Here is a 22,371-nt window from a genome sequence, read left to right as displayed (position 1 = left end):
AGAAATGCGATCCTTGTCACAGCGTGTAAGTAAAAGGAGTTAATAAAAATGTTAAGTAACTTAAATAAAAAGCGGTTAACTCAGTTAATGTAAAGACGCGGTGGCGTAACGGGAATGTCAATCAGCGGCGGGAGCTATTTTGCGCCAGCCGAGAGCAGGCTGGCGCAGAGAGAAACGCTTAGCGACGCGATCTGACCACCTGATAGCGGCGGGTAAAATACTCCACCGGCGCGCTCCAGACGTGAACCAGACGGGTGAAGGGAAATACCAGAAAAATGGTCATGCCGAGGATCAGGTGTACGCGGTAAATCCACTCTACCCCATCCAGCCACGTTGACGCGCCACCCTGGAAGGTGACGATCGCCTGCGCCCAGCCGACCAGCTTCATCATGCCTACCCCGTCCAGATGATGCATTGAGAAGAGAATCGACGACAGCCCCAGCGTGCACTGCACCACCAGAATGCCGAGGATAACGATATCGGCGCGGGTCGAGGTGGCCCGGATGCGCGGGTTGAGCAGGCGGCGCTTCAGCAGCAGAAAGCCGCCCACCAGCGTCATCACGCCGAACACCCCGCCAGCAGCCATGGCGATTTTCTGCTTGGTGGCGATGGCGAGAAACGGCTCATACATCCAGTGCGGCGTCAGCAGGCCGAACAGATGGCCGAAGAAGATGCCGAGAATGCCGATGTGAAACACGTTCGAGGCGAAGCGCATCCCCTTTTTATCCAGCATCTGGCTGGATGAGGCGCGCCAGGTGTACTGGCCGTAGTCATAGCGCAGCCAGCTTCCCACCAGAAACACGGTGCCGCACAGGTAGGGGTAAATATCAAAGAACAACACGTTTAAATAGTGCATCAGGCTGTTCCTCCAGCGGAGAGATCAAGGTATTGCGGCGCGGTGTCATCGCGAAAGCGCCGCTGATGTTGCCGTTGCGCCGAGCTGTCGCAGGCGTTGCTGTCGATAAATTTCACCTGCTCCTCTTCCCACACCGCGTCCATCGCGGCGGGGGTGTCATCGCGCGTTTCGCTGGCGACCTGCGCCGCCACGCTGGCGCTACGCAGCGGGCTGTTCGCCACCCGCAGCAGCGCGTCGAACAGCGCGCCGAAGTCGCTGCCGCGCTCGTTGAGCCGGGCGCCGAGCAGCGCCAGAATCGGCGCCACGTCGAGCAGGCCCTGCTGCGCCTCCGCCTCGGGCTGCATGCTGAGGTATTCCAGATAGAGCGGCAGATAGTCCGGCAGCTCGCGGCAGTTCAGCTCCAGTCCGGCGCGCGCATACTGCGCCATCAGGTCGACCATCGCCTGGCCGCGATCGCGCGACTCCGCGTGCACATGCTCGAACAAGAGCAGCGAGGTGGCGCGGCCGCGCTCGAACAGCGCGCACCAGTCCGCCTGCCTGTCGAGCGGCGGCATGGCGAAGTAACTGTCGACAAAGGGCAGCAGTGCCGGATCCTGCGCGCTGACCAGATCGCGCAGCTCCTGCTGATGCTGCCAGAGGCTCTCGTCGGGATACTCCAGCAGCAGGCCGATGATTTTTATCAGCGCCATTATTCGCCTCCCGCCTGGTCGCCGATATTGATCGCGTCAATACGGCGGCTGTTGAACAGGTTGAATTTGGTGTCGCTGCCGTGGCAGCCGTCGCCAAAGGTGAAGCCGCAGCCATTGCGCTCCGGGAACGCCTCGCGCGCCAGCTCGCGGTGGCTGCTGGGGATCACGAAACGATCTTCGTAGTTGGCGATCGCCAGGTAGCGGTACATCTCCTCGGCCTGCGCGACGCTCAGTCCGACTTCGTCCAGCGCGCGGGTGTCGTCTGCCTTCTCCACGCTCTGCGCGCGTTTGAAGTGACGCATCGCCATCATGCGCTTCAGCGCGCGCAGCACCGGGCCGGTATCGCCCGCGCTCAGCAGGTTGGCGAGATACTGCACCGGGATGCGCAGGCTTTCGACGTCCGGCAGCACGCTGCTCCTGGACACCAGCCCGCCCGCGTCGGCCACCGACTGGATCGGCGACAGCGGCGGCACGTACCAGACCATCGGCAGCGTGCGGTATTCCGGGTGCAGCGGCAGCGCCAGCTTCCAGTCCATCGCCAGCTTCCACACCGGCGACGCCTGCGCCGCGTCGATAACGCTTTGCGGAATGCCCTGTTTCAGCGCCTCCTCGATCACCTGCGGATCGTGAGGATCGAGGAAGACGTCGCACTGGCGTTGATAGAGATCGACCTCCTGCTCGGTGCTGGCCGCGTCGGCAATTTTATCGGCGTCATAGAGCAGCACGCCTAGATAGCGGATGCGGCCGACACAGGTTTCCGAGCAGACGGTCGGCATGCCCGACTCGATGCGCGGATAGCAGAAGATGCACTTCTCCGATTTGCCACTCTTCCAGTTGAAATAGATTTTTTTATAGGGACAGCCGCTGACGCAGAGACGCCAGCCGCGGCATTTGTCCTGGTCGATCAGCACGATGCCGTCCTCTTCGCGCTTGTAGATGGCGCCGCTGGGACAGGTCGCCGCGCAGGCGGGATTGAGACAGTGCTCGCACAGGCGCGGCAGATACATCATGAAGGTGTTTTCGAACTGGCCGTACATCTCCTTCTGCATCGCCTCGAAGTTTTTATCCGCCGAGCGCTTGCTAAATTCGCCGCCGAGCAGCTCTTCCCAGTTCGGGCCGCCGTGGATTTTATCCATGCGCTGGCCGCTGATCAGCGAGCGCGGGCGCGCCGTCGGCTGGCTTTTGCCCGCCTTCGCGGTGTGCAGATGCTGATAGTCGAAGGTGAACGGTTCGTAGTAGTCGTCGATGCCCGGCACCACCGGGTTGGCGAAGATCTTCATCAGCACCGACGAGCGGCTGCCGAGGCGCGGCACCAGCCGCCCTTTAATGTTGCGGATCCAGCCGCCGCGCCATTTTTCCTGGTTCTCCCAGTCGTTGGGATAGCCGACGCCCGGCTTGGTTTCCACGTTGTTGAACCAGGCGTACTCCATCCCTTCGCGGCTGGTCCAGACGTTTTTACAGGTCACGGAACAGGTATGACAGCCGATGCACTTATCGAGATTCAACACCATGCCGACCTGAGAGCGGATTTTCATTTTGTCGCCTCCTGTACCTGATCGCGGCCTTCGTCATCCAGCCAGTTCACTTTGTTCATCTTGCGCACCATGATGAATTCGTCGCGGTTCGAGCCGACGGTGCCGTAATAGTTGAAGCCGTACGCCAGCTGGGCGTAGCCGCCGATCATATGGGTCGGTTTCGGGCAGACGCGCGTCACCGAGTTGTGGATGCCGCCGCGCTGGCCGGTGACTTCTGACCCTGGAATGTTCATCAGACGCTCCTGGGCGTGGTACATCATGGTCATACCGGCCGGCACGCGCTGGCTCACCACCGCACGCGCCGTCAGGGCGCCGTTGGCGTTGAACACCTCGATCCAGTCGTTATCTTCGATGCCCAGCTCGCTGGCGTCCGCTTCGCTCATCCAGACAATCGGCCCGCCGCGCGACAGGGTCAGCATCAGCAGGTTTTCGCTGTAGGTGGAGTGAATGCCCCATTTCTGATGCGGCGTCAGGAAGTTGAGCGCCTTCTCCGGGAAGCCGTTAGAGGGAATATGCTGCAGATTCTGCACGCTGCGCGTATCGACCGGCGGACGGTAGGCGCAGAACGCTTCGCCGAAGGCACGCATCCACGGATGATCCTGATAGAGCTGCTGACGGCCCGACAGCGTGCGCCACGGGATCAGCTCATGCACGTTGGTGTAGCCCGCGTTGTAGGAGACATGCTCATCTTCCAGGCCTGACCAGGTGGGGCTGGAGATAATTTTGCGCGGCTGCGCCTGAATGTCGCGGAAGCGGATCTTCTCCTCTTCTTTCGGCTGCGCCAGATGGGTATGGTCGCGGCCGGTGAATTCGCCCAGCGCCTGCCAGGCTTTTACCGCTACCTGGCCGTTGGTTTCCGGCGCCAGCGTCAGGATCACTTCGGCGGCGTCAATGGCGCTGTTGATCATCGGCTGGCCTTTGGCGACGCCCTCCGCTTTGGTGTAGTTGAGGCGACGCAGCAGATCGACCTCTTTATCGGTGTTCCAGCTGATGCCTTTGCCGCCGTTGCCGAGTTTCTCCAGCAGCGGTCCGACCGAGGTGAAGCGTTCATAGAGGGCGGGATAGTTGCGCTGCACGCTGATAATCTGCGGCGCGGTCTGGCCGGGGATCAGATCGCACTCCCCTTTTTTCCAGTCGCGCACCTCGCCCGCCGCCAGTTCGCCCGGCGAGTCGTGCTGCAGCGGCTGCAGCACCACGTCGGTTTCCTCGCCGAGATGGCCGACGCAGAGTTCCGAGAAGGTTTTGGCGATGCCTTTGTAGATTTCCCAGTCGCTTTTCGACTCCCAGGCCGGATCGACTGCGGCGGAAAGCGGATGAATAAACGGATGCATGTCCGAGGTATTCATATCGTCTTTCTCATACCAGGTGGCGGTCGGCAGCACGATATCGGAGAAGAGACAGGTGCTGGACATGCGGAAGTCGAGCGTCACCAGCAGATCGAGCTTGCCCTCCAGCGCCTCACCGCGCCACTCCAGCTCTTCCGGGCGATCCGCTTCGTCGCTTAAGGGTTCGCCCTGAATGCCGCTCTCGGTGCCGAGCAGATAGCGCAGCATATATTCGTGCCCTTTGCCCGACGAGCCGAGCAGGTTCGAGCGCCAGATAAACATGTTGCGCGGATGGTTGCTGCCACTGTCGGGATCTTCGCACGCCATGCGCAGCGTGCCGGACTTCAGCGCCTCCACGGTCCAGGCCTGCTCGGTCTGACCGGCGCGTTTCGCCTGTTCGGCGATGCGCAGCGGGTTGATGCCGAGCTGCGGCGAGGATGGCAGCCAGCCCATGCGCTCGGCGCGCACGTTAAAGTCGATCAGCTGGCCGCTGAACTGGCTGGCGTCGGCGAGCGGCGACAGCAGTTCGCTGACCTGCAGCTTCTCGAAGCGCCACTGGCTGGCGTGGTTGTAGAAGAACGAGGTGCTGTTCATCTGGCGCGGCGGACGGTTCCAGTCGAGGGCGAACGCCAGCGGCGTCCAGCCGGTCTGCGGACGCAGCTTCTCCTGGCCGACATAGTGCGCCCAGCCGCCGCCGCTCTGTCCGACGCAGCCGCAGAACACCAGCATATTGATCAGCCCACGGTAGTTCATGTCCATGTGATACCAGTGGTTCATGCCGGCGCCGACGATAATCATCGAGCGTCCGTGGGTTTTGTGCGCCGTTTCGCCGAACTCGCGCGCGATTTTTTCAATCTGGCTGCGCGGCACGCCGCAAATCTGCTCCGCCCAGGCGGGCGAATAGGCGCGTACCTCGCTGTAGTCGCGCGCGCAGTTGTCGTCGTTGAGGCCGCGATCGAGGCCGTAGTGCGCCAGCGTCAGGTCATAGACCGAGGCGACCGGCAGTTCGCGGCCGTCGGCCAGCGTCAGCATTCTGACCGGCACTTTATGCAGCAGCACCTCATCCTGTTTCACATGGCGGAAATGAGGGTTCTCAATGCCGCCGAAGTAGGGGAAAGCGACATCCTTCACCGCGTCGTGCCCATCCAGCAGCGAGAGCGTGAGCTGGGTCGGCGTGCCCGCCGCCTTCGGCTCGAGGTTCCACTTGCCTTTTTCGCCCCAGCGGAAGCCGATAGAGCCGTTCGGCACTACCAGCTCGCCTGCCTGGTTGTAGGCCACGGTTTTCCACTCGGGATTGTTCGCTTCGCCGAGGCCGTCAGCCAGGTCCGCCGCGCGCAGCTGGCGTCCCGGCACATAGCTGCCGTCTTCGCGCGGCTCCAGCAGCACCAGCATCGGCATGTCGGTGTAGTGACGCGCGTAGTTAAGGAAATAGTCGCTGGGGTTTTTCAGGTGCAACTCATTGAGGATGACGTGGCCCATCGCCATCGCCAGCGCGCTGTCGGTGCCCTGCTTCGGCGCCAGCCACTGATCGCTCAGCTTGGCGACTTCCGAATAGTCAGGGGTAATGGCCACCGTTTTGGTACCTTTATAGCGCACTTCGGTAAAGAAGTGGGCGTCCGGGGTGCGCGTCTGCGGCACGTTGGAGCCCCAGGCGATGATATAGCTGGAGTTATACCAGTCAGCGGACTCCGGCACGTCGGTCTGCTCGCCCCAGGTCATCGGCGACGCCGGCGGCAGATCGCAATACCAGTCGTAGAAGCTCAGGCAGGTGCCGCCAATCAGCGACAGATAGCGCGTGCCCGCCGCATAGGAGACCATCGACATCGCCGGGATCGGCGAGAAGCCCGCGATGCGGTCCGGGCCATACTTCTTGATGGTCCAGATATTGGCGGCGGCGATCAGCTGATTCATCTCTTTCCAGCTGGCGCGCACAAAGCCGCCGCGACCGCGCTGCGACTTATAGCGCTGGCCCTTTTCGCCGTCCGCCATAATGGCGTCCCAGGCGGCCACCGGATCGCTGTGCTGCGCCAGGGCGTCGCGCCAGATCTCCAGCAGCGCCTTGCGCACCAGCGGATATTTCAGCCGGTTGGCGCTGTAGAGATACCAGGAGTAGCTGGCGCCGCGCGGGCAGCCGCGCGGTTCGTGGTTGGGCAGATCCGGGCGCGTGCGCGGGTAGTCGGTCTGCTGCGTCTCCCAGGTGACGAGGCCGTTTTTGACGTAGATTTTCCAGCTGCAGGAGCCGGTACAGTTGACGCCGTGCGTCGAGCGCACGATTTTGTCGTACTGCCAGCGCTGGCGGTAGCCATCTTCCCAGTCGCGGTTGGTGTTGTACACCTGGCCGTGCCCCTCTGCGAAGCTGTCCCCTTTCTGCTTGAAATAGCGGAAGCGGTCGAGAAGTTTGCTCATTGCGCATCTCCAGTATGGTTAGTGCTCATTGCTCTGCTTAGTTGTTATGGGTTTTGCGACGGCCATACAGCAGCCAGGTCAACAGCAGACAGACGATGTAAAAGACCAGAAAAATTTTCATGGCACCGACGGGCGAACCGGTCAGCGTCAGCGAGGTGCCGAACGCCTTAGGGATAAAGAAGCCGCCGACCGCGCCCAGCGCCGAGATAAAGCCCAGCGCGGCGGCCGTGTCGGTGACCGCGGCGTGCTGCGCCTCTTCCGCGCTGTGGCCTTTGGCGGTCATGCGATCCAGCGTGATTTGACGGAAGATCACCGCAATCATCTGGAAGGTTGAGCCGCTGCCGAGGCCGGCGGTGAGGAACAGGCCCATAAACACCACGTAGAAGGCGAGGAAGGATCCGGCGACGCTGCCAGGCAAGGTCAGGAACAGCAGCGCAGAGAAGAAGGTCATCAGCAGAAAGTTAATCGCCGTCACGCGCACGCCGCCGAACTTATCGGAGAGAAAGCCGCCCGCCGAGCGCGCCAGCGCGCCGAGGAAGGGACCGAAAAAGGCGAGATGGATAATGTCCACCTGCGGATACTGGGTTTTCGCCAGCATGGCGAAGCCCGCCGAGAAGCCGATAAAAGAGCCGAAGGTGGCGAGATAGAGCAGGCCCAGCGTCCAGAGATGGCCCTGCTTCAGCACCGGCAGCTGATCGCGCAGCGAGGCGCGCATGCCGGCGATATCGTTCATGCCGCCCCAGGCGGCGATCGAGGCCAGCGCCAGCAGCGGCACCCAGATCCACGCGGCGTTGGCCAGCCATATCTGGCTGCCATCCTCCAGCGTCGCGCCGCCGACAACGAACGGCACCACGATAATCAGCGGCGCAACCAGCTGCATCACGCTGACGCCGAGATTGCCGAGGCCGCCGTTGATGCCGAGCGCCGAGCCCTGTTTGCTCTTGGGATAGAACAGGCTGATGTTGCCCATGCTGGAGGCGAAGTTGGCGCCCGCCAGCCCGCAAAACAGCGAAATAACGATAAACACGCCATAGGGCGTGCTGGGGTTCTGCACCGCGAAGCCGAGCCAGACGCAGGGAATAATCAGCACCGCGGTGCTGATCACCGTCCAGAGACGGCCGCCGACCACCGGCACCACAAACGAGTACGGCACGCGGAACAGCGCGCCGGAAAGCGAAGGCAGCGCGGTGAGCAGAAACAGCTGATCGACGGTGAAGTTAAATCCCACCCGATTGAGGTTGACGGCGACGGTGCTGAACAGCATCCAGACGCAGAACGCGAGCAGCAGCGCGCTCACGGAAATAATCAGGTTGCGCCGCGCGATATGTTTACCGCGGCTTTCCCAAAATTGTTGATTTTCTGGCGCCCAGTTTTCCAGTGCGCCGTGCCCGGCATGAGGTTTTACGCTCACATATCCTCCCAATAAGCAGCAGAGGGATCGCTCCCGCTCTCTGCGAGTAGTATTTAAAAAATAAATAATATGAGGCTGAATAAAGCCGCAGTAATACGGATTTAAAAGGCGAACCGATACGACGCAGGGCAAGTTTCTCCCTGTCGTCCGGGTAAACGGCGGATGCAATAAGGATCGCAAACCGTTATTTGGCAAATCTGCTCACCTGGTAGAATGGTTAATAAGCCTATCGCAGCGGGGTTTAAAAACAAGAGGATTTGTAGGGGCTTTCATGACGCAGCGCAAAGCAACGCTGAGTTGGGGAAACGCGCGCGCTGGGCTAACTACCTCATTTTAGGTATATTGCAGCGATAATGAAATGGGGTGCTGATATTTAGCACATGCCAGTTTGATAATAATCAAATAAAGATTCAATAAGGCGATAAATATCGACGATCGGTTTACCCCCCACAGTCGAGAATAATTCGCATTGCGTGGTAAAGAGTATATCACCCCCGCCAGTCGTTATTTATTTAATTATATAGCGATAACAAAAAATATTTCTGCTCAGGCTTATCTGGCGGCGCGCAAGCCGGGCAGAAATGCCAAAAAAACGCGCCATCTGAAATAGCTTCCCCGCTGCTGTTCGCTATTGACGTTTTTAGGCTACATCTGGCACTTATGCCGACATGTGTTACCTGAACACTTTATGGTATGTTGTAACTATATACCATTACAGGCGTTCAGCGGCAGACCAACGCTGCCGCTGCCAGGCCATTGCGGGTTAATCTGCGCGCTGAAACAGTCGCGTCACCAGAGCGCGACAGTAGTCCGGCTCAGGTTCGCGATCTTCAAACAAGATGTGATAGATCACCGGCGCCACAACGAAATCGACCGCATCCGCCACCGAGAACCCCGCTTCGCCGCGCTTCAGCGCTCGCTGATGCAGCGTTTCCAGGTGGAGCTGGGTAAAGCCGCAGCACTTCACCGTGGCGCCGCCGCCGCCGCTGCCGATAATGTCGGTGAGCATCTGCCGACCTACTTTGGACGACATCTCTTCGGCGTATTGCAGGATAAAGGCTTCAACATCGCGCTGCATATCGCCGGTATCTTCGGGTTCGCTGATGGGCCGCATATGCGCCACGGCCACATCGGCCAGCAGCTGCGACAGATCGCCCCAGCGACGATAAATGGTTGAAGGCGTGACGCCCGCTGACTCCGCCACCATAGGCACGGTCAGTTCGCTACGATCGCGGGTTTTCAGCAAAGCGTTAACCGCCTTGTGCACCTCTTCCTGAATGCGCGCGCTGCGCCCGCCCTGCCTGATCATCTCCCTGGCCATCTCAGTACCTCCTTTAACGGATTTAGCATGATAAAAAATGTTTAATGCAAAGATATTGCGTTAGTCGCAAATTGCAAGTATACCTGCCTTAAAGCTAATACTTCGCTTTAAGGTGAACACTATGTCTCTCGCTACAGCCAGCTTGTCTGCCACTGCCGCCGCGCGCATCACGCTGTACGGCTTTGTCTGCGCCATGCTTTTTGCCGCCACCAGCAGCGCGCCGACGCCGCTCTATCCCCTGTACCGCGCGCTCTATCATCTGTCGCCGGTGACCATTACGCTGATCTTCGCCAGCTACGCTTTCGCCCTGCTGGTCGCGCTGCTCTGTTTTGGTCGCCTCTCTGATTTTGTCGGCCGTCGCGCCATGATGCTGGCGGCGCTGCTGTGCAACGCGCTGGCGCTGACGCTGTTTATGCTGGCGCAGGGCGCCGATATGCTGATTGTCGCGCGGATGGTTCAGGGGCTGGCGACCGGCATCGCGCTACCCACCTTCGGCGCTGCGATCCTCGATGGCGACAAGGCGCGCGGCCCGCTGCTTAATGCGGTTGCGCCGTTTCTCGGGCTGATGCTCGGCACGCTAACGGGCGCGATTCTGATCGCCTTCGTCCCTCTTCCCACTGTCGCCATCTACGCGCTGCTGCTGACGCTGATGCTGTTCGCGCTGGCGCTGCTGCCGGTTATGCCGGAAACCGCGTCGCCCGCCCCTGGCGCGCTGCGCGCGCTGAAGCCGCAGATCGCCATTCCACCACGCGCGCTGCGGCCCATGCTGCGTATGGCGCCGGCTATCGTGGCGACATGGTCGCTGGGCGGATTCTATCTCTCGCTGATGCCGACGCTGGTGATCCTGTCGACCGGGCTGACGTCGCCGTTTGTCGGCGGATCCGTGGTGGCCACGCTGATGCTGAGCGCCACAGCGTCAGTGTTTATTTTTCGCCGCTGGTCGCCCTCGCGTGCGCGCTCTATTGGCACTTTGGCCTTAATGGCGGGCGTCGGCCTGACGCTGTTCGGCATTAATCAGCATCTCGTCACCCTGCTCTATCTGGGCACCGCCGTCGCCGGACAGGGTTTTGGTTCAATATTTGCTAACGTGATGAAAAGCATCATGCCGCTGGCGGAGAGTCATCAGCGCGCCGGACTGTTCGCCGCCCTGATGGTGAAGAGCTATCTCGCGTTCGCGCTGCCGGCGCTGGCGGCGGGCTGTCTGGTTTCGGTGCTGGGACTAGCCGCAACGGCAAATTACTACTGCCTGGGCATCTTGCTGATGGCAGCTCTATCACTGCTGACGGGGCGAAGCGGAGTGGTATTGACGGCGGAAGAGGATAAAAAAATGGCCGGTTAAACCGGCCATTCTCTTTTAGTTGGTCGCTTTGTTTTTCAGGTCTTCAGCGCCCTGCTTGGTTTTATCCCAGGCTTTTTCGCTGCCTTCTTTAGTGCCGTGCCAGGCTTTCTGTGAACCTTCGCTGATTTTGCTGGTGGTCGCGTCGCTTTTGCCTTCCGCGGCGTGCTCAGCTTTCAGCTTCTGCTCAGCGCCGGCATGCTGCGCTTTGTGCAGTTTTTCTTTCGCGGTATCCGCGCCTTTATGCGCTTCAGCCACGGTTTCATCGGTCGCATGTGTGGTAGCGGCAAAAACCGGCGCAGCCAGCATCAGAGCAGAAAGTGCAATAATTGTCTTTTTCATGATTCCCTCACTAATTATCAAGTCCAGAGTCAGTATAGACAAATAACGCAACCGCACAGGAAATCTCACGAGATTTTGCGCGGATTCAGCATATTCCTGGATTTTTATCTGGCCTGCGGCGGCGACGTCGACCATCCGTCGCTACACTTCATGCCATATTCATCTTCAAGGAAAAGCGATGTTCTCTTTTACTCCCGATGTGGAACTGACCATTATCGCGCTGGCGCCGGGTTTCCGCGCCATCAGCATACTGGTCGAGTCAGCCGGCGTGCAGCACCCGCAGGTGGCGCGCGACGCCGTGGACAACGCCTGTCGCGCCATGGCCGCTGACGACGTGCCCTATGCCGAGGCGCATATCAACGCCTGGCGCGAGGTGTTTAAACAGTTCGGCGCCAAACCGGCCCGCACGCCCAGCTCGGTCGAGGCGCTGCGCAAACGGGTCGCCCGCGACGGCGCCCTGCCAGCTATCGATCCGGTGGTGGATCTCTATAACGCCATCAGCATCCAGTACGCCCTGCCGATCGGCGGTGAAAACGCCGCCGCCTGTGTCGGCAACCCACGTCTGGTGCGCGCCGACGGCAGCGAACGTTTCGACACGCTGAAACAGGGCGATCCCTGCATTGAGTCGCCTGAACCGGGCGAGGTGATCTGGCGCGACGACCTTGGCGTCACCTGCCGTCGCTGGAACTGGCGTCAGGGCGTCCGCACCCGGCTGGACGCCAGCGCGCAGAAGATGTGGTTTATCCTGGAGAGCCTGCCGGAAATGCCGATAGATGCGCTGCATCAGGCCAGCGATGCGCTGATCGCCGGCCTGGAGGCGATGATGCCCGGCTCGCGCATTGAAAAACAGCTGACTGGCGCGGGCTTTAGCTGATTTTACCTGCCGTTACTGACTCGCCTCGTCCGGCTGTTTGCCCAGCAGGGTACGCAGCGTGAGGGCGATCAGCATCAGGCCGATGGCGATAATGAACGGATAGCCCAACAGGCGGTAGAGCCAGATCCCCGCTACGCCCCCCGCCGTAAACGCCAGCAGGGTCAACGCATGCAGTTTCAGCCGCTCAATATAGAGCGGCGCCTCTTTCGGCGACTCTTTTCGCCTCAGCACATCGAACAGCATCGCCAGTTCAATGCCGATATCGGTTGAGGTGCCGGAGACATGCGTGGTCCTGACGCGGGCGTTTGAAATTCGGGTCACCACCGCGTTTTGTAGCCCCATCAGGAAGCTGAGGCAGAGTATCAGCATCACGCCAGGCGACAGCGGCGGCGTCCAGGTTTCCACGCCGCCTAACAGCACCAGGCCCACGCCCTCCACCAGGATATTGAACGCATAGACTTTACGCATTTTATTGCGCCGCCCTGCATTGATCAGCAGGGTGGAGAAGGCGGAGCCGGCAATAAACAGCGCGATAATCGCCAGAAAGAAGCCGGCTGGCGCCAGGCTACTCTTTGCCAGATTATCCGAGAGCGACGACACGTTGCCGGTCATGTTGGCGGAAAAAAAACCAACGACTTCAAACGCCGCGGTATTGAGCGCGCCCGCCACCGCCGCGAGGGTGCAGGCGAGCTGAGTATCTGCCGTGTGGCTGCGAAAGTTTTCAGTGCTGATAAGCATAGCGTCTACGCGAGTGAACCAAACTGCCGGGATGATCCTCCTGTTGCGCGCAATGCACAAGCTAACGCTTGCCCTACGCAACGATTTTCCTCGCGCGGCCGAGGCGCGCTCTGCCGCCTGCGGCTTATCTTAAACCCGCGATTTTCTGTGACCTGCCTTACAGTTATTGCGCGCGCCGCTGGCAAGGTGGGCCGTTCCGCCCCCACAATGGAATATATAATCCAATATGAATATATATTCACTCACTGACAGCAGCAGCGCGACCTTCACGCTTCTGTCTGCATCCTGAACGGAGAATAGCGGCAATGAGTTCCTATAATTATCCGAAGTTTGGCGCGGGCCTGTGGCATTTCGCCAACTATATCGATCGTTACGCGGTAGACGGTTACGGTCCGGCGCTCAGCACGCTGGAGCAGATTAAGCTGGCGGCGCAGGTGGAAGACCTCGCCTATGTGGACGTGCCCTATCCTTTTACCCCTGGCGTCTCGGTGGCTGACGTCAAACAGGCGCTGCAGGAGGTCGGGCTGAAAGCGATCGGCGTGACGCCGGAGATCTATCTGCGCAAATTTTCGCGCGGCGCGTTCACCCATCCCGACGCGGCGGTGCGCGCCGAGGCGCTGGCGCTGATGAATGAAGCGGCTGACGTGGTGCGCGAACTGGGCGCGAACTATGTCAAAGTCTGGCCCGGTCAGGATGGCTGGGATTATCCCTTCCAGGTGGATCATAAAAACCTCTGGAAGCTGGCGGTGGACGGCATGCGCGAGCTGGCGGGCGCCAATCCCGACGTGAAGTTCGCCATTGAGTACAAGCCGCGCGAGCCGCGCGTCAAAATGACCTGGGATTCGGCGGCGAAATCACTGCTGGGCATTGAGGAGATTGGCCTCGACAACGTCGGCATTCTGCTCGACTTCGGCCACGCGCTGTTCGCCGGCGAGTCGCCTGCCGGTTCAGCGCAGCTGATCCTCGATCGCGGCCGCCTGTTCGGCATGGACGTGAACGATAACCTGCGCGGCTGGGACGACGACCTGGTGGTCGGCACCGTGCATATGACCGAGATTTTCGAGTTTTTCTACGTGCTGAAGTGCAACAACTGGGACGGCGTCTGGCAGCTCGATCAGTTTCCGTTCCGCGAAGACCATGTCGAGGCGGCCAACCTCTCCATCCGCTTCCTCAAACATATCTACCGCGCGCTCGACAAGCTGGATATGCCCGCACTGCAGGCGGCGCAGCTTGAGCAGAACCCGCTGAAGGCGCAGCGCATTATTCAGAATGCGCTGCTGACCTCAATCGAAGAGTAGATGCCTCTGCCGCGACGCCTTGTGCGTCGCGGCGCGCGCCGCTTACAGCCAGCCCGACTTGCGCAGTCGCCACCACAGCAGGAAGCAGGCGACAAAGGTGGCGCCCAGCGCCAGCGGATAGCCCAGCGGCGAGTTCAGCTCCGGCATATCCTTGAAGTTCATGCCGTACATGCTGAAGATCACCGTCGGCACCACCAGTATCGCACCCCAGCCCGCCAGCTTTTTGGTGACCTCGTTCTGCTGCACCGCCACCATCGCCAGGTTGACATGCATGGCGCTGGTCAGCATTTCACGCATATCCTCCGCGTCGGTCACCACATGCCGCGCGTGATCCTGCACGTCGCGCAGATAGGCGCGCAGCTCTTTCGGCACGATATCCTCATGCAGACGCACCAGCTGCTGGCAGATCTCCTCCAGCGGCTGCGCCGCGTTACGCAGGCTTAACAGCTCGCGGCGCAGGCGATAGACCGACTTCACCGCGGCGCTGTCAAATTCCGAGCGGAACAGCGCCGCCTCCATCTTGCCGATTTTGTCGCCGAGCGAGGCGGTGAACTCGCCGTAGCGATCGACGATAAAGTCGAGAATGCAGTAGAGCGGATAGCCTGGCCCGTGAGCGAGCAGCGCGCTGTTTTGCTCAATGCGCTCGCGGATCGGCGCATAGCTGTCAGAGGCGCCGTGGCGCAGCGTGATCAGGAAGTTTTTCCCGACGAAAAAGTGGGTTTCGCCGAAGTGCAGATGTTCATTTTCTGAACTGACGGTTTTGGCGACGATAAACATCGACTCGCCATATTGTTCAATCTTCGGCCGCTGATGGGCGCAGAGCGCATCTTCCACCGCCAGCTCGTGCAGCCCGAATTCACGCTGAATTTTGTGCATAAATTCCGCTTCGGGCTGGTAAAGCCCCAGCCAGATAAAGGCATCCGGCTCGCTCATCACATCGCTGATTTTTTCTACGTCGAGTTCCTGCCCGGCCTGACCCGGACGATATACCATGCAATTTAAAATCATGATCCCTTCGCTACACGGTTGTCTAAAGTGCATAGAGCATAACGGTTTTCAGCGCGAGGAAATCAAGAGGTTTGTAACAGAATGCCCGCCGGCGGCTTCTCCGGCGGGCAGGCGGCTTAACTGCGGGGCGTAACGGCGGAAACGCGCTGGGCGCCAGCTGGCTTCAGGCCGAACAGCATCGACAGCAGCGGCAGCTGTTTGATGATCAGATAGAGCGCGGCGCTGCAGATCAGCCCCAGCGTGGTGACGACCGCGACATAGGTCACCGGCAGCGAATCTGGAAGATAGCCATCCAGCAGCCAGGCGAAGGTAATCACCAGCGGGTAGTGCATCAGGTAGATCACCAGTGCAGAGTCGACCACGCCTTTCACCAGACGGTTCTCTTTCATGCGCAGCTTTTCAAAGGTGAATACCACCCAATAGGAGAAGATCACCGAGAAGACGCTGGCGCACAGCACCGGCAGATATTTCAGGCTGCTGGTGATGTTGAAATGGAAAATAGCGTAGAACACCAGCCAGCACGCCACGCCCAGCGCCGCCACCACTTTGGTGCTGACCAGCAGATTGCGCGCCTGCTGCGGGATCTGATCGCTGTTGAGATAGAGCGCGTAGCCGGCCGCGTAGAACACCATAAAGCGCGCGGTGACCGGGATCAGGTTGACCCATTCGCCAAAGTCTTTCACAAAGAACTTCACCACAAAGAAGGCGTTTGCCGCCACCACCAGCCCCGCCAGCAGCAGTGGGAAAGGCAGCCGGCGTATTATCGCCGCCGTGCGCTGATAAAAACTCACCGGCACCAGAAACGACATCGCCGACAGCGACACCAGGAACCAGAGATGATGCAGCGAGGTATAGGCGCCCAGCGCCCCCTGGGTGGTGAGGGCTTCGCCGTCGATTTCGGCGTTAATCAGATACATCAAGCCCGGAATAAACAGGAAGGCGGAGATAAGCGGCACCAGCACGCGCTTGCGTCGGTTGCTGTAGAAAAAGTCGCTGCCTTTGCGCAGGATCACCATGGCGGAAAACATGCCCGACAGGAAGAAAAAGGCCTCCATGCGAAAGGTATGCATAAATTCAATCAGCGCGGTAAAACCATCCGCTTCATTTTTCCCTGAAATATAGTACCAGCTATTTCCGCCAGGAAGGCTGCGCGCGGCGTGATATAACACGCCTTCCAGTATTAACAGCGCGCGCAGGAAATCCAGGCCGATATTTCGGCTTGAAAGAAACGCTCTATTTTCCACGTTATACCCTTCTCAGAAAGTCGTCAGAACAGCGCCTCTCTCCTGCCGCCTTTTTAACAGCGAGACGTTAAAGAGAGATAATCCTGACCAGGTGAAGTCAGCCAGGCGTAAATCAGAAAAATCCCGCATGGCTTGCGTAGCTAAAGCGTATCATCACTTAACCTTAAAAATCCTTCAGCCAGCAGGACATTAGGAATATGCCTGGAGATAACCGGCCTAATTAGGAAAAAGGCCAGATGCTAAAGGGGCATTCATCGTCAGGGATAGAAGCGATTGCGTGCTCTTCCCTATTAAAAACATGAATTTACTATTTTTATCGCTTTTGATGCGCAGGCCGCGGGCGCGCCGACTGGCCTGACGCGCTTAAACGAGACGGCCGTTAAGACCGATTAATAGAAGAAATAACCTTAACGAATGAGATTCCGCTTATTTTCATTGGGGAAAAGAAAAAAACAGGACCAGCGGGGCTGATAAATGTGCAACGTCGCGCTCGGCATAATGCAACGCATTGATATCGTTCTGCAGGAAATTAGCGAAATTTTTAGGCTTGTTGGCGGCTAATTAAATTTGTTACCTTGATCGAAACGGTGATTAAACCGCACCAGGCAATCTACGCCACAGGCTAAGAGCGATATGTCCGCAAAACATGGTTATTTAAAACTGGCGCTGTCCGCTGCGCTGCTCGTTGGCTTTTGCGCCGCCGCAGTGGCGCAAACCGTCACCCGCGCCCCCTTCATTATCGAAGCCTGGGGCGGCTCCAGCACCAAAGGGGTGCTGGCGGTGCGTGAAAATGGCCGGCTGCGTAATGTGGTCAGCGAGCACAACGAGATCGCCGTGCTGAACCAGCTGCTGCAGGCGAAATATGGCAGCGGCGTGCAGGTTGTTAATCGCGGCGCGCCCTCGGCGCAGGCGATCGAGCTGCTAAACGGCCGCTATAAATATGCGCATAACCCGCCGTGGCAGGAGGCGATGAAGCGCTCCAGCGCCAGCCTGATCCTGCTTAATTTCGCCACCAACGACGCGCGTCACTACCATTTTCACGATATTGAACAGCCCTATCAGGTGAGTCCAGCGCGCTACAGCGAGGTGATGACGGCGCTGATCGACAGCGCCCGAGCCAACGGCAAAGCGGTGGTGTTGCAGGAGCCGCATCCGCTGTGCGGACGGGCGGAACAGTGGGATGTCGCCCCTTACGCCGCGCGGCTTGACGCCGTCGCCCGCGCCGAAAAGGTGCCGCTGGTCAGCCAGTACCAGCGCATCCAGCGGATGCCGGCGTGGCGCGAAATGATGTCGCCCGACTGTATACATCCGTCCGAGCAGCTCTATCGCATCAAGGCGCTGGAAACCTTTAAGGTGATCGAGCAGCATTTCGGTGCGCAGCTCGCCACGCTGCGCACCCGCTCCTAAAACAGCGAGGCGCCGCCGCACATCACCATCTCCTGCCCGGTAATGGCGGCCGCCTGCGGCGAAAGCAGGAAAGCGGTCAATGCGGCCACCTCCTGCGGCTGGATCAGCCGGCCAATCGGCGGCATCACCGGCCTGGACGCTTCGCGCCCCGGCTGTGAGAGCATCGGCGTTTCCGTCGCGCCCGGCGCCACCACGTTGACGGTGATGCCGCGCGGCGCCAGTTCAATCGCCCAGCTGCGCGCCAGTCCCACCAGCGCCGCTTTGGTCGCGACATACTGCGAGCGGTTAGCCGCCCCGCGCGAGGTGCGGCTGCCAATCAGCACGATGCGCCCGCCCGCCGCCATCTGCGGTGCAAAGCGGCTGGCAAGGATCTCCGCCGCGCGCACGTGCAGCGACCAGAGGCGCGAACTCACGCCGAGATTAATCTCCCCCACCGGCGCGGCGGCCATCATGCCGGCGGCGTGCACCAGCGCGTCCGGCGCGGCAAGATCGGCAATGGCGCGCATCAGCGCCGGCTCATCAGTGATATCGACCTGCACGCTGCGGAACAGCGCGCTGTGGCGCGTGACCCGGCTGCGGCTGACGCCCGTTACCTGCCACCCCTGATCGAGCAGCGCGGTGACGATCGCTTCACCGATACCGGAGCTGGCGCCGGTTACAATGGCATGCGGCATCTACGCCTCCAGCAGCGAAAGGGGAATTTTAAACACCGCCTTGCGCACCGTTTCCGGCCGCTGCGCGGCGCACAGCGCCTGATGCGGCTCACCCGGCATAAACAGCACAAAGTCTCCGGCGCCTAAGCGTAGCGTGATCGGCAGCGCGCGCGCGGCGGCGATAAAGAGATCCGCTTTGCGCTCTTCGTCACCGGGCTGGGCCAGACTTTGCTGGCTGGCGTTGATCACCTCGTTGCCGTTCAGCACCACCTGAATATCGGCCCACTGGCGGTGATATTCGGTGTGGCGCTGCGCGGCAGGCTCGGTTTGCGCCGGGCCGATAGTGCAAAACCAGGGCGCATCCGCAGGCTGAAAGCGGCCATCCTCGCGCTGCTGCAGCGCCGCCAGCCGGCATTCGTCGCGTTCCAGAATGGCGCGCAGCGCGGCGGGCAGACCTGCCAGCGACAGGTTTTGCAGGTTGCCGATAATCATGACGCCTCCTTAACCCACGCTGGCGCCAGGCGCACATATTTAATCGCCTGGCGATACCAGGTGTAGGCGATATGCAGATTACCCGCCGCGTCCTGTTTGATGCTGGGATAGGAGAATTCGCGGTTCAGCTTCTGCTGCGAGTTGTTGGTCATGCAGTAGCCGTCGCCTTCGTCAAGATTGCGCTGCCACGGCCAGCTTTTGCCGCCGTCCGACGACAGCGCCAGCGTCATTGGCGCGCGCGGCGCGCCCCAGAAGGCGCTGCGACCTGCGCGCGGCGGCGGCTCTTTGCGGCTGTCGTCGCCGTCGTCGATTTCATCATAGAGCGAGGCGCGGCGCTCTTTCGCGCCCGCCGCGCTCATATTGTTGAACACCAGCGCCAGCGTGCCGTCCTGCAGCGTGGTGACCTGAATAGAAGAGTTGTTATTGGGCAGCGCGGTGGGTTCAGGCTGCGACCAGCTCTCGCCGCCATCCTCTGACTGGCTGTAGTAGATATGGTCCGCCCAGCGGCTGCGATAGAGCGCCACCAGCGTGCCGCCCGGCAGCGCGGTGATATTCATATGTACGCAGCCGAGGCTGCCCGGCACCGCGACGTCGCGCCAGCTTTTGCCGCTATCGCTGGAGATCTTCACGGCGCTGACGTCGTCATTGCCGACCCACTTCTCTCCCGGCTGGGTGCGGCAGTAGAACACCGGCAGCAGCCAGTTGCCGTTCTCCAGCACCACGATCGGCTGCCGAATAAAGGTGCCGGGCTGATCCAGCAGCGTCTCAATCTCGCCCCAGCTCACGCCCAGGTCGCGCGACCGGCGGCAGCGCACAATGGCGGTGTCCTGGTTGCCGGAAAGCTGCGCCGTCCAGAGCAGCCACAGCACCTGGTCGGGCGCCAGAAACAGCACCGGATTCTGCTCGGAGCGCGTGGCGTCGTCGGACAGTTTTTTCGCCTCGCTCCAGCGGTCGGCGCCCGGCGCCAGGCGCGAGCTGTAGACAGAGATATCCGCCACGCCCTCCTGGGTGCCGCCAAACCAGACGCACATCAGCGCGCCGTCCGGCAGCGGCATAATATTGGCCGCGTGATTTTGCGGGCACGGCGACGGCAGCATCGCCGTGACGACGCGCGCGTCCTGTTCGGTCGGGCGCAGCACGCCGTCGCGGTTTACGGTTTCGGTCATCTCAGACTCCCCTCTGTTGCACGCGCTGAGGCGTTTTCTGCTGTTGTCGGTTTGGGATCAGGTAATCGATCGCCATGATGATGGCCGGCGTCACCAGCGCGATATACATATTGTTAATGCCGAAGGGATCGCCCAGCAGATACCAGATCGAGGTCACCACGCAGGCGCCGATCAAACCGGCGTTGGCGCCGCGCGCGCTTTTAAAGAACGGCGCGTAGAAGGCGATCACCGCCACCACGGAAATCGATAAGCGAATGGCGCGGGTAAAGAATGAGAGCTTCAGCACTTCAGGCACCAGCAGCACGAAAATCAGCGGCAGAAAGCCGATAATCAGCGACAGCCAGCGCGTCGCCTTAAACTCCTGCTCCTGCGTTGGCTTGCGGTATGGCACGTAAAAATCTTTCACCACCAGCGAGGCGATAGCCAGCGCCACGGTGCTGACGCTGACGAATATCGACGCCACCAGTGACGTTGTCACCACGCCCGCCATCCAGGGATTCATATCCTGCAGGAAGATCGGCATCGCATAGAGGCTGTTGATCTCCGGGTGAAGGTATTTCGCCGCCACGCCGATTACCGCGATCGCCAGGCCGATAGGTAAACAGAAGAAAAACGCGACCCAGGTGGCGCGCTTCGCCGAGCGCACATCTTTCGTCGACGAGATAGCCTGAATAACAAACTGCGTGCAGAAGATAGAGCCGATGGTGCCAATCAGCCAGGCAACGATGGTGCTGGCGCCGATATGGCCATCCCACGTCCAGTAGTAGCTGGGCATCTGCTCAATCATCGGCGTGAAGCCGCCGGTTTTATAGAGCGCGAAACTCATAATGGCGATAATGCCGAAATATTTCAGCGCGCTGTGCAGCATAGTGACCCAGGCCAGCCCTTTCATGCCACCGAAGCAGAAATAGAAGGTGCTGACGATGGCGGTGATAAAGGCGGCCACCGGCAGATTGACCTTAAGAATGGTGGCGATTGCTGCCGCGCCGCTGACGTAGTTGCCAACGTTCACCAGCAGCAGCGCATAGATCATGATCACCGAGATAATGTTCTTGGTGGTATTGCCATATTTTTCCGCAATCGCGCCGGAAATGGTGATTTTACCGGTGCTATAGATGCGTTTGACCAGTAAAAAGCCGAACAGCGGAAAGCCGATCGCCGCGCCGATCACCGACCAGGAGGCGGCGAAACCATCTTCGAACGCCGCCTGGGCGGTGCCGATGGTGGACTTGGCGCCGATATACTCCGACATCAGCAGAATACCGACCACCAGCGCCGGCATGGCGCGCGAACCTTCCATAAAATCGCCGCTGCTTTTACTGCGCAGCCGCCAGGTCAGCCAGGTGGTGAACAGGATATAGGCCACCACGATGCCGACAATGATCAACGTACCTTCAGCGTTAAACGTTTTCATCTGAGCCTCTCTTGAGGACGAGCGAAACCCTGAGGATTTTCATCCTCGACTGTTTTTTGAAGCGTGAATGCGCAGGCTGGCGGGTTAGCGCCTCGTCCTGTCAGAACGGCACGCGCTGCGGCGTAGCCGGTGCGGTTGCATGAGGCGCGGCGGCAAGGCCGTTGGGTCGGGGCTGAACATCCCGCTGTTATGAAATGCCACGATGATCTCCTGTAGGGAAGCAGATTGATTGAATTTAATCAGCGCACTTTCTTGATGAAGGCGTCACAGGAGAATTTATAGGATATGCGGCGAGAGAATAAATTGATCGTGCTCACATATGGTCAAATATGATTACATATAATCACAAAACGCGCAGCACTGACTTCCGGCAAGAGTGTGAAGAGCAAAGGAGAGGAAACGGCGAAGCCGGTCAGCACGTAACCGGCTAGCAGGAGAGATTAGCCTTCGGCAGGCGGCGTCCATTCGGTAAAGGTGGGTTTGTCGCTTTTTACTTCGTAGGCGACGTGCTTCACTTCGCCTTTCGCCGTGGTGACTTCAACCGGATTGATAGTGACGCGGCCGAGTCCGAACAGCGTGGCGACGTAGCCGCCGATTTTATGTTTGCCTGGCGTCAGGAAGAGGTCTTTGCTCTGCCCGCCGTTTAGCGTGCCGGCATCTTTACCGTCGACGGTAACGAATACCGAGGAACCGTCGTCGGTGCGCGTCATCACGTGTGACACGCTCACCTGCGCGGGGCCGGCGGCGAACGAGGGATCGTCCTGGTAAGAGTGTTTGTTCGCGCATCCGCTGAGCGCGACCACGGCGAAAAGGGCTATCGGGGAAAAACGTGAAATCATTATCTTTGTCAGGCCTC

General features: G+C 60.0%; 19 protein-coding genes. 4 read left to right on the top strand and 15 right to left on the bottom strand.

Features of this window, described 5'->3' with window-relative positions:
* Nucleotides 1–178: 178 nt before the first annotated feature.
* The 6 genes from narI to B2J69_RS00475 all read right to left on the bottom strand — a co-directional run bounded on the left by narI (nucleotide 179) and on the right by B2J69_RS00475 (nucleotide 9,543).
* On the bottom strand, nucleotides 179–859 hold the full coding sequence (gene narI, locus B2J69_RS00500; RefSeq protein WP_094078467.1) for a respiratory nitrate reductase subunit gamma: 681 nt from the start codon (nucleotides 857–859) through the stop codon (nucleotides 179–181).
* Complete coding sequence (narJ, locus tag B2J69_RS00495) at nucleotides 856–1,545, bottom strand: nitrate reductase molybdenum cofactor assembly chaperone (protein ID WP_081134751.1); 690 nt, start codon at nucleotides 1,543–1,545, stop codon at nucleotides 856–858. Before narJ ends, narI begins: the two co-directional genes overlap by 4 nt.
* The gene (gene narH, locus B2J69_RS00490; RefSeq protein WP_081134748.1) at nucleotides 1,545–3,080 is read right to left on the bottom strand and encodes a nitrate reductase subunit beta; all 1,536 of its coding nucleotides are present in this window, start codon (nucleotides 3,078–3,080) and stop codon (nucleotides 1,545–1,547) included. The genes narJ and narH overlap by 1 nt, the downstream gene beginning before the upstream one ends.
* Nucleotides 3,077–6,811 (bottom strand): nitrate reductase subunit alpha, encoded by a 3,735-nt coding sequence (locus B2J69_RS00485; RefSeq protein ID WP_081134745.1) that lies wholly within the window; start codon nucleotides 6,809–6,811, stop codon nucleotides 3,077–3,079. Before B2J69_RS00485 ends, narH begins: the two co-directional genes overlap by 4 nt.
* A gap of 37 nt (nucleotides 6,812–6,848) precedes the next feature.
* A complete protein-coding gene (locus tag B2J69_RS00480; protein WP_081134742.1) occupies nucleotides 6,849–8,222 on the bottom strand; it encodes a NarK family nitrate/nitrite MFS transporter in 1,374 nt (457 codons plus the stop codon).
* 763 nt (nucleotides 8,223–8,985) lie between these two features.
* Complete coding sequence (locus B2J69_RS00475; protein WP_081134740.1) at nucleotides 8,986–9,543, bottom strand: TetR/AcrR family transcriptional regulator; 558 nt, start codon at nucleotides 9,541–9,543, stop codon at nucleotides 8,986–8,988.
* Nucleotides 9,544–9,664: 121 nt separating this feature from the next.
* Between B2J69_RS00475 and B2J69_RS00470 the strand changes: the two genes are divergently transcribed.
* Nucleotides 9,665–10,882, top strand: a complete 1,218-nt coding sequence (locus B2J69_RS00470) for an MFS transporter (protein WP_081134737.1) — start codon at nucleotides 9,665–9,667, stop codon at nucleotides 10,880–10,882.
* A 15-nt stretch (nucleotides 10,883–10,897) separates the two neighbouring features.
* On the opposite strand, the gene B2J69_RS00465 is transcribed toward B2J69_RS00470, so the two are convergent.
* Nucleotides 10,898–11,221 carry a hypothetical protein gene (locus tag B2J69_RS00465; RefSeq protein WP_081134735.1) on the bottom strand — a complete coding sequence of 108 codons (324 nt, stop codon included), beginning with the start codon at nucleotides 11,219–11,221 and terminating at the stop codon, nucleotides 10,898–10,900.
* Nucleotides 11,222–11,399: 178 nt separating this feature from the next.
* Between B2J69_RS00465 and B2J69_RS00460 the strand changes: the two genes are divergently transcribed.
* Nucleotides 11,400–12,095 carry a B3/B4 domain-containing protein gene (locus tag B2J69_RS00460; RefSeq protein WP_081134732.1) on the top strand — a complete coding sequence of 232 codons (696 nt, stop codon included), beginning with the start codon at nucleotides 11,400–11,402 and terminating at the stop codon, nucleotides 12,093–12,095.
* A 12-nt stretch (nucleotides 12,096–12,107) separates the two neighbouring features.
* Here the strand turns inward: B2J69_RS00460 and B2J69_RS00455 are convergent, their stop codons facing one another.
* Complete coding sequence (locus B2J69_RS00455; protein ID WP_081134729.1) at nucleotides 12,108–12,833, bottom strand: YoaK family protein; 726 nt, start codon at nucleotides 12,831–12,833, stop codon at nucleotides 12,108–12,110.
* Between the two features lie 305 nt (nucleotides 12,834–13,138).
* Between B2J69_RS00455 and B2J69_RS00450 the strand changes: the two genes are divergently transcribed.
* Nucleotides 13,139–14,131: a sugar phosphate isomerase/epimerase family protein gene (locus B2J69_RS00450; RefSeq protein WP_081134727.1), complete on the top strand. Its 993-nt coding sequence runs from the start codon at nucleotides 13,139–13,141 to the stop codon at nucleotides 14,129–14,131.
* Between the two features lie 42 nt (nucleotides 14,132–14,173).
* Here B2J69_RS00450 and corA read toward each other — a convergent pair whose 3' ends face one another.
* Together corA and B2J69_RS00440 are read right to left on the bottom strand one after the other, a co-directional pair.
* Complete coding sequence (corA, locus tag B2J69_RS00445; protein WP_081134724.1) at nucleotides 14,174–15,139, bottom strand: magnesium/cobalt transporter CorA; 966 nt, start codon at nucleotides 15,137–15,139, stop codon at nucleotides 14,174–14,176.
* A gap of 116 nt (nucleotides 15,140–15,255) precedes the next feature.
* Entirely contained in the window at nucleotides 15,256–16,383 is a 1,128-nt protein-coding gene (locus B2J69_RS00440; protein ID WP_081134721.1) for an acyltransferase family protein, read from the bottom strand.
* Between the two features lie 633 nt (nucleotides 16,384–17,016).
* Between B2J69_RS00440 and B2J69_RS00435 the strand changes: the two genes are divergently transcribed.
* Nucleotides 17,017–17,790, top strand: coding sequence for an SGNH/GDSL hydrolase family protein (locus tag B2J69_RS00435; RefSeq protein WP_081134718.1), 774 nt, complete (start codon nucleotides 17,017–17,019; stop codon nucleotides 17,788–17,790).
* Here the strand turns inward: B2J69_RS00435 and B2J69_RS00430 are convergent.
* The 5 genes from B2J69_RS00430 to B2J69_RS00410 all read right to left on the bottom strand — a co-directional run bounded on the left by B2J69_RS00430 (nucleotide 17,787) and on the right by B2J69_RS00410 (nucleotide 22,354).
* Nucleotides 17,787–18,464, bottom strand: a complete 678-nt coding sequence (locus tag B2J69_RS00430) for an SDR family NAD(P)-dependent oxidoreductase (RefSeq protein ID WP_081134716.1) — start codon at nucleotides 18,462–18,464, stop codon at nucleotides 17,787–17,789. The genes B2J69_RS00435 and B2J69_RS00430 overlap by 4 nt on opposite strands.
* Nucleotides 18,465–18,935 (bottom strand): YhcH/YjgK/YiaL family protein, encoded by a 471-nt coding sequence (locus B2J69_RS00425; protein ID WP_081134713.1) that lies wholly within the window; start codon nucleotides 18,933–18,935, stop codon nucleotides 18,465–18,467.
* Nucleotides 18,932–20,101, bottom strand: coding sequence for a sialidase family protein (locus B2J69_RS00420; protein ID WP_081134710.1), 1,170 nt, complete (start codon nucleotides 20,099–20,101; stop codon nucleotides 18,932–18,934). The genes B2J69_RS00425 and B2J69_RS00420 overlap by 4 nt, the downstream gene beginning before the upstream one ends.
* A gap of 1 nt (nucleotide 20,102) precedes the next feature.
* Nucleotides 20,103–21,515 carry a sodium:solute symporter family protein gene (locus tag B2J69_RS00415; RefSeq protein WP_081134707.1) on the bottom strand — a complete coding sequence of 471 codons (1,413 nt, stop codon included), beginning with the start codon at nucleotides 21,513–21,515 and terminating at the stop codon, nucleotides 20,103–20,105.
* Between the two features lie 440 nt (nucleotides 21,516–21,955).
* Entirely contained in the window at nucleotides 21,956–22,354 is a 399-nt protein-coding gene (locus B2J69_RS00410; RefSeq protein WP_081134705.1) for a hypothetical protein, read from the bottom strand.
* Between the last annotated feature and the right edge of the window lie 17 nt (nucleotides 22,355–22,371).

Origin of the sequence: Pantoea latae (genome assembly GCF_002077695.1) — a bacterium.
Taxonomy (GTDB): Bacteria; Pseudomonadota; Gammaproteobacteria; order Enterobacterales; family Enterobacteriaceae; genus Pantoea; species Pantoea latae.
Note: the sequence above shows the minus strand (reverse complement) of the source record. Positions and strands in the feature narration are given on the sequence as shown.

What these genes read in the sequence shown, in the direction of transcription:
- B2J69_RS00465 (WP_081134735.1), bottom strand. Translation starts at nt 11,221, where the DNA reads ATGAAAAAGACAATTATTGCACTTTCTGCTCTGATGCTGGCTGCGCCG.
- corA (WP_081134724.1), bottom strand. Translation starts at nt 15,139, where the DNA reads ATGATTTTAAATTGCATGGTATATCGTCCGGGTCAGGCCGGGCAGGAA.
- B2J69_RS00425 (WP_081134713.1), bottom strand. Translation starts at nt 18,935, where the DNA reads ATGATTATCGGCAACCTGCAAAACCTGTCGCTGGCAGGTCTGCCCGCC.
- B2J69_RS00430 (WP_081134716.1), bottom strand. Translation starts at nt 18,464, where the DNA reads ATGCCGCATGCCATTGTAACCGGCGCCAGCTCCGGTATCGGTGAAGCG.
- narH (WP_081134748.1), bottom strand. Translation starts at nt 3,080, where the DNA reads ATGAAAATCCGCTCTCAGGTCGGCATGGTGTTGAATCTCGATAAGTGC.
- B2J69_RS00485 (WP_081134745.1), bottom strand. Translation starts at nt 6,811, where the DNA reads ATGAGCAAACTTCTCGACCGCTTCCGCTATTTCAAGCAGAAAGGGGAC.
- B2J69_RS00420 (WP_081134710.1), bottom strand. Translation starts at nt 20,101, where the DNA reads ATGACCGAAACCGTAAACCGCGACGGCGTGCTGCGCCCGACCGAACAG.
- B2J69_RS00475 (WP_081134740.1), bottom strand. Translation starts at nt 9,543, where the DNA reads ATGGCCAGGGAGATGATCAGGCAGGGCGGGCGCAGCGCGCGCATTCAG.
- B2J69_RS00450 (WP_081134727.1), top strand. Translation starts at nt 13,139, where the DNA reads ATGAGTTCCTATAATTATCCGAAGTTTGGCGCGGGCCTGTGGCATTTC.
- B2J69_RS00460 (WP_081134732.1), top strand. Translation starts at nt 11,400, where the DNA reads ATGTTCTCTTTTACTCCCGATGTGGAACTGACCATTATCGCGCTGGCG.
- B2J69_RS00435 (WP_081134718.1), top strand. Translation starts at nt 17,017, where the DNA reads ATGTCCGCAAAACATGGTTATTTAAAACTGGCGCTGTCCGCTGCGCTG.
- B2J69_RS00410 (WP_081134705.1), bottom strand. Translation starts at nt 22,354, where the DNA reads ATGATTTCACGTTTTTCCCCGATAGCCCTTTTCGCCGTGGTCGCGCTC.
- narJ (WP_081134751.1), bottom strand. Translation starts at nt 1,545, where the DNA reads ATGGCGCTGATAAAAATCATCGGCCTGCTGCTGGAGTATCCCGACGAG.
- B2J69_RS00415 (WP_081134707.1), bottom strand. Translation starts at nt 21,515, where the DNA reads ATGAAAACGTTTAACGCTGAAGGTACGTTGATCATTGTCGGCATCGTG.
- B2J69_RS00455 (WP_081134729.1), bottom strand. Translation starts at nt 12,833, where the DNA reads ATGCTTATCAGCACTGAAAACTTTCGCAGCCACACGGCAGATACTCAG.
- B2J69_RS00470 (WP_081134737.1), top strand. Translation starts at nt 9,665, where the DNA reads ATGTCTCTCGCTACAGCCAGCTTGTCTGCCACTGCCGCCGCGCGCATC.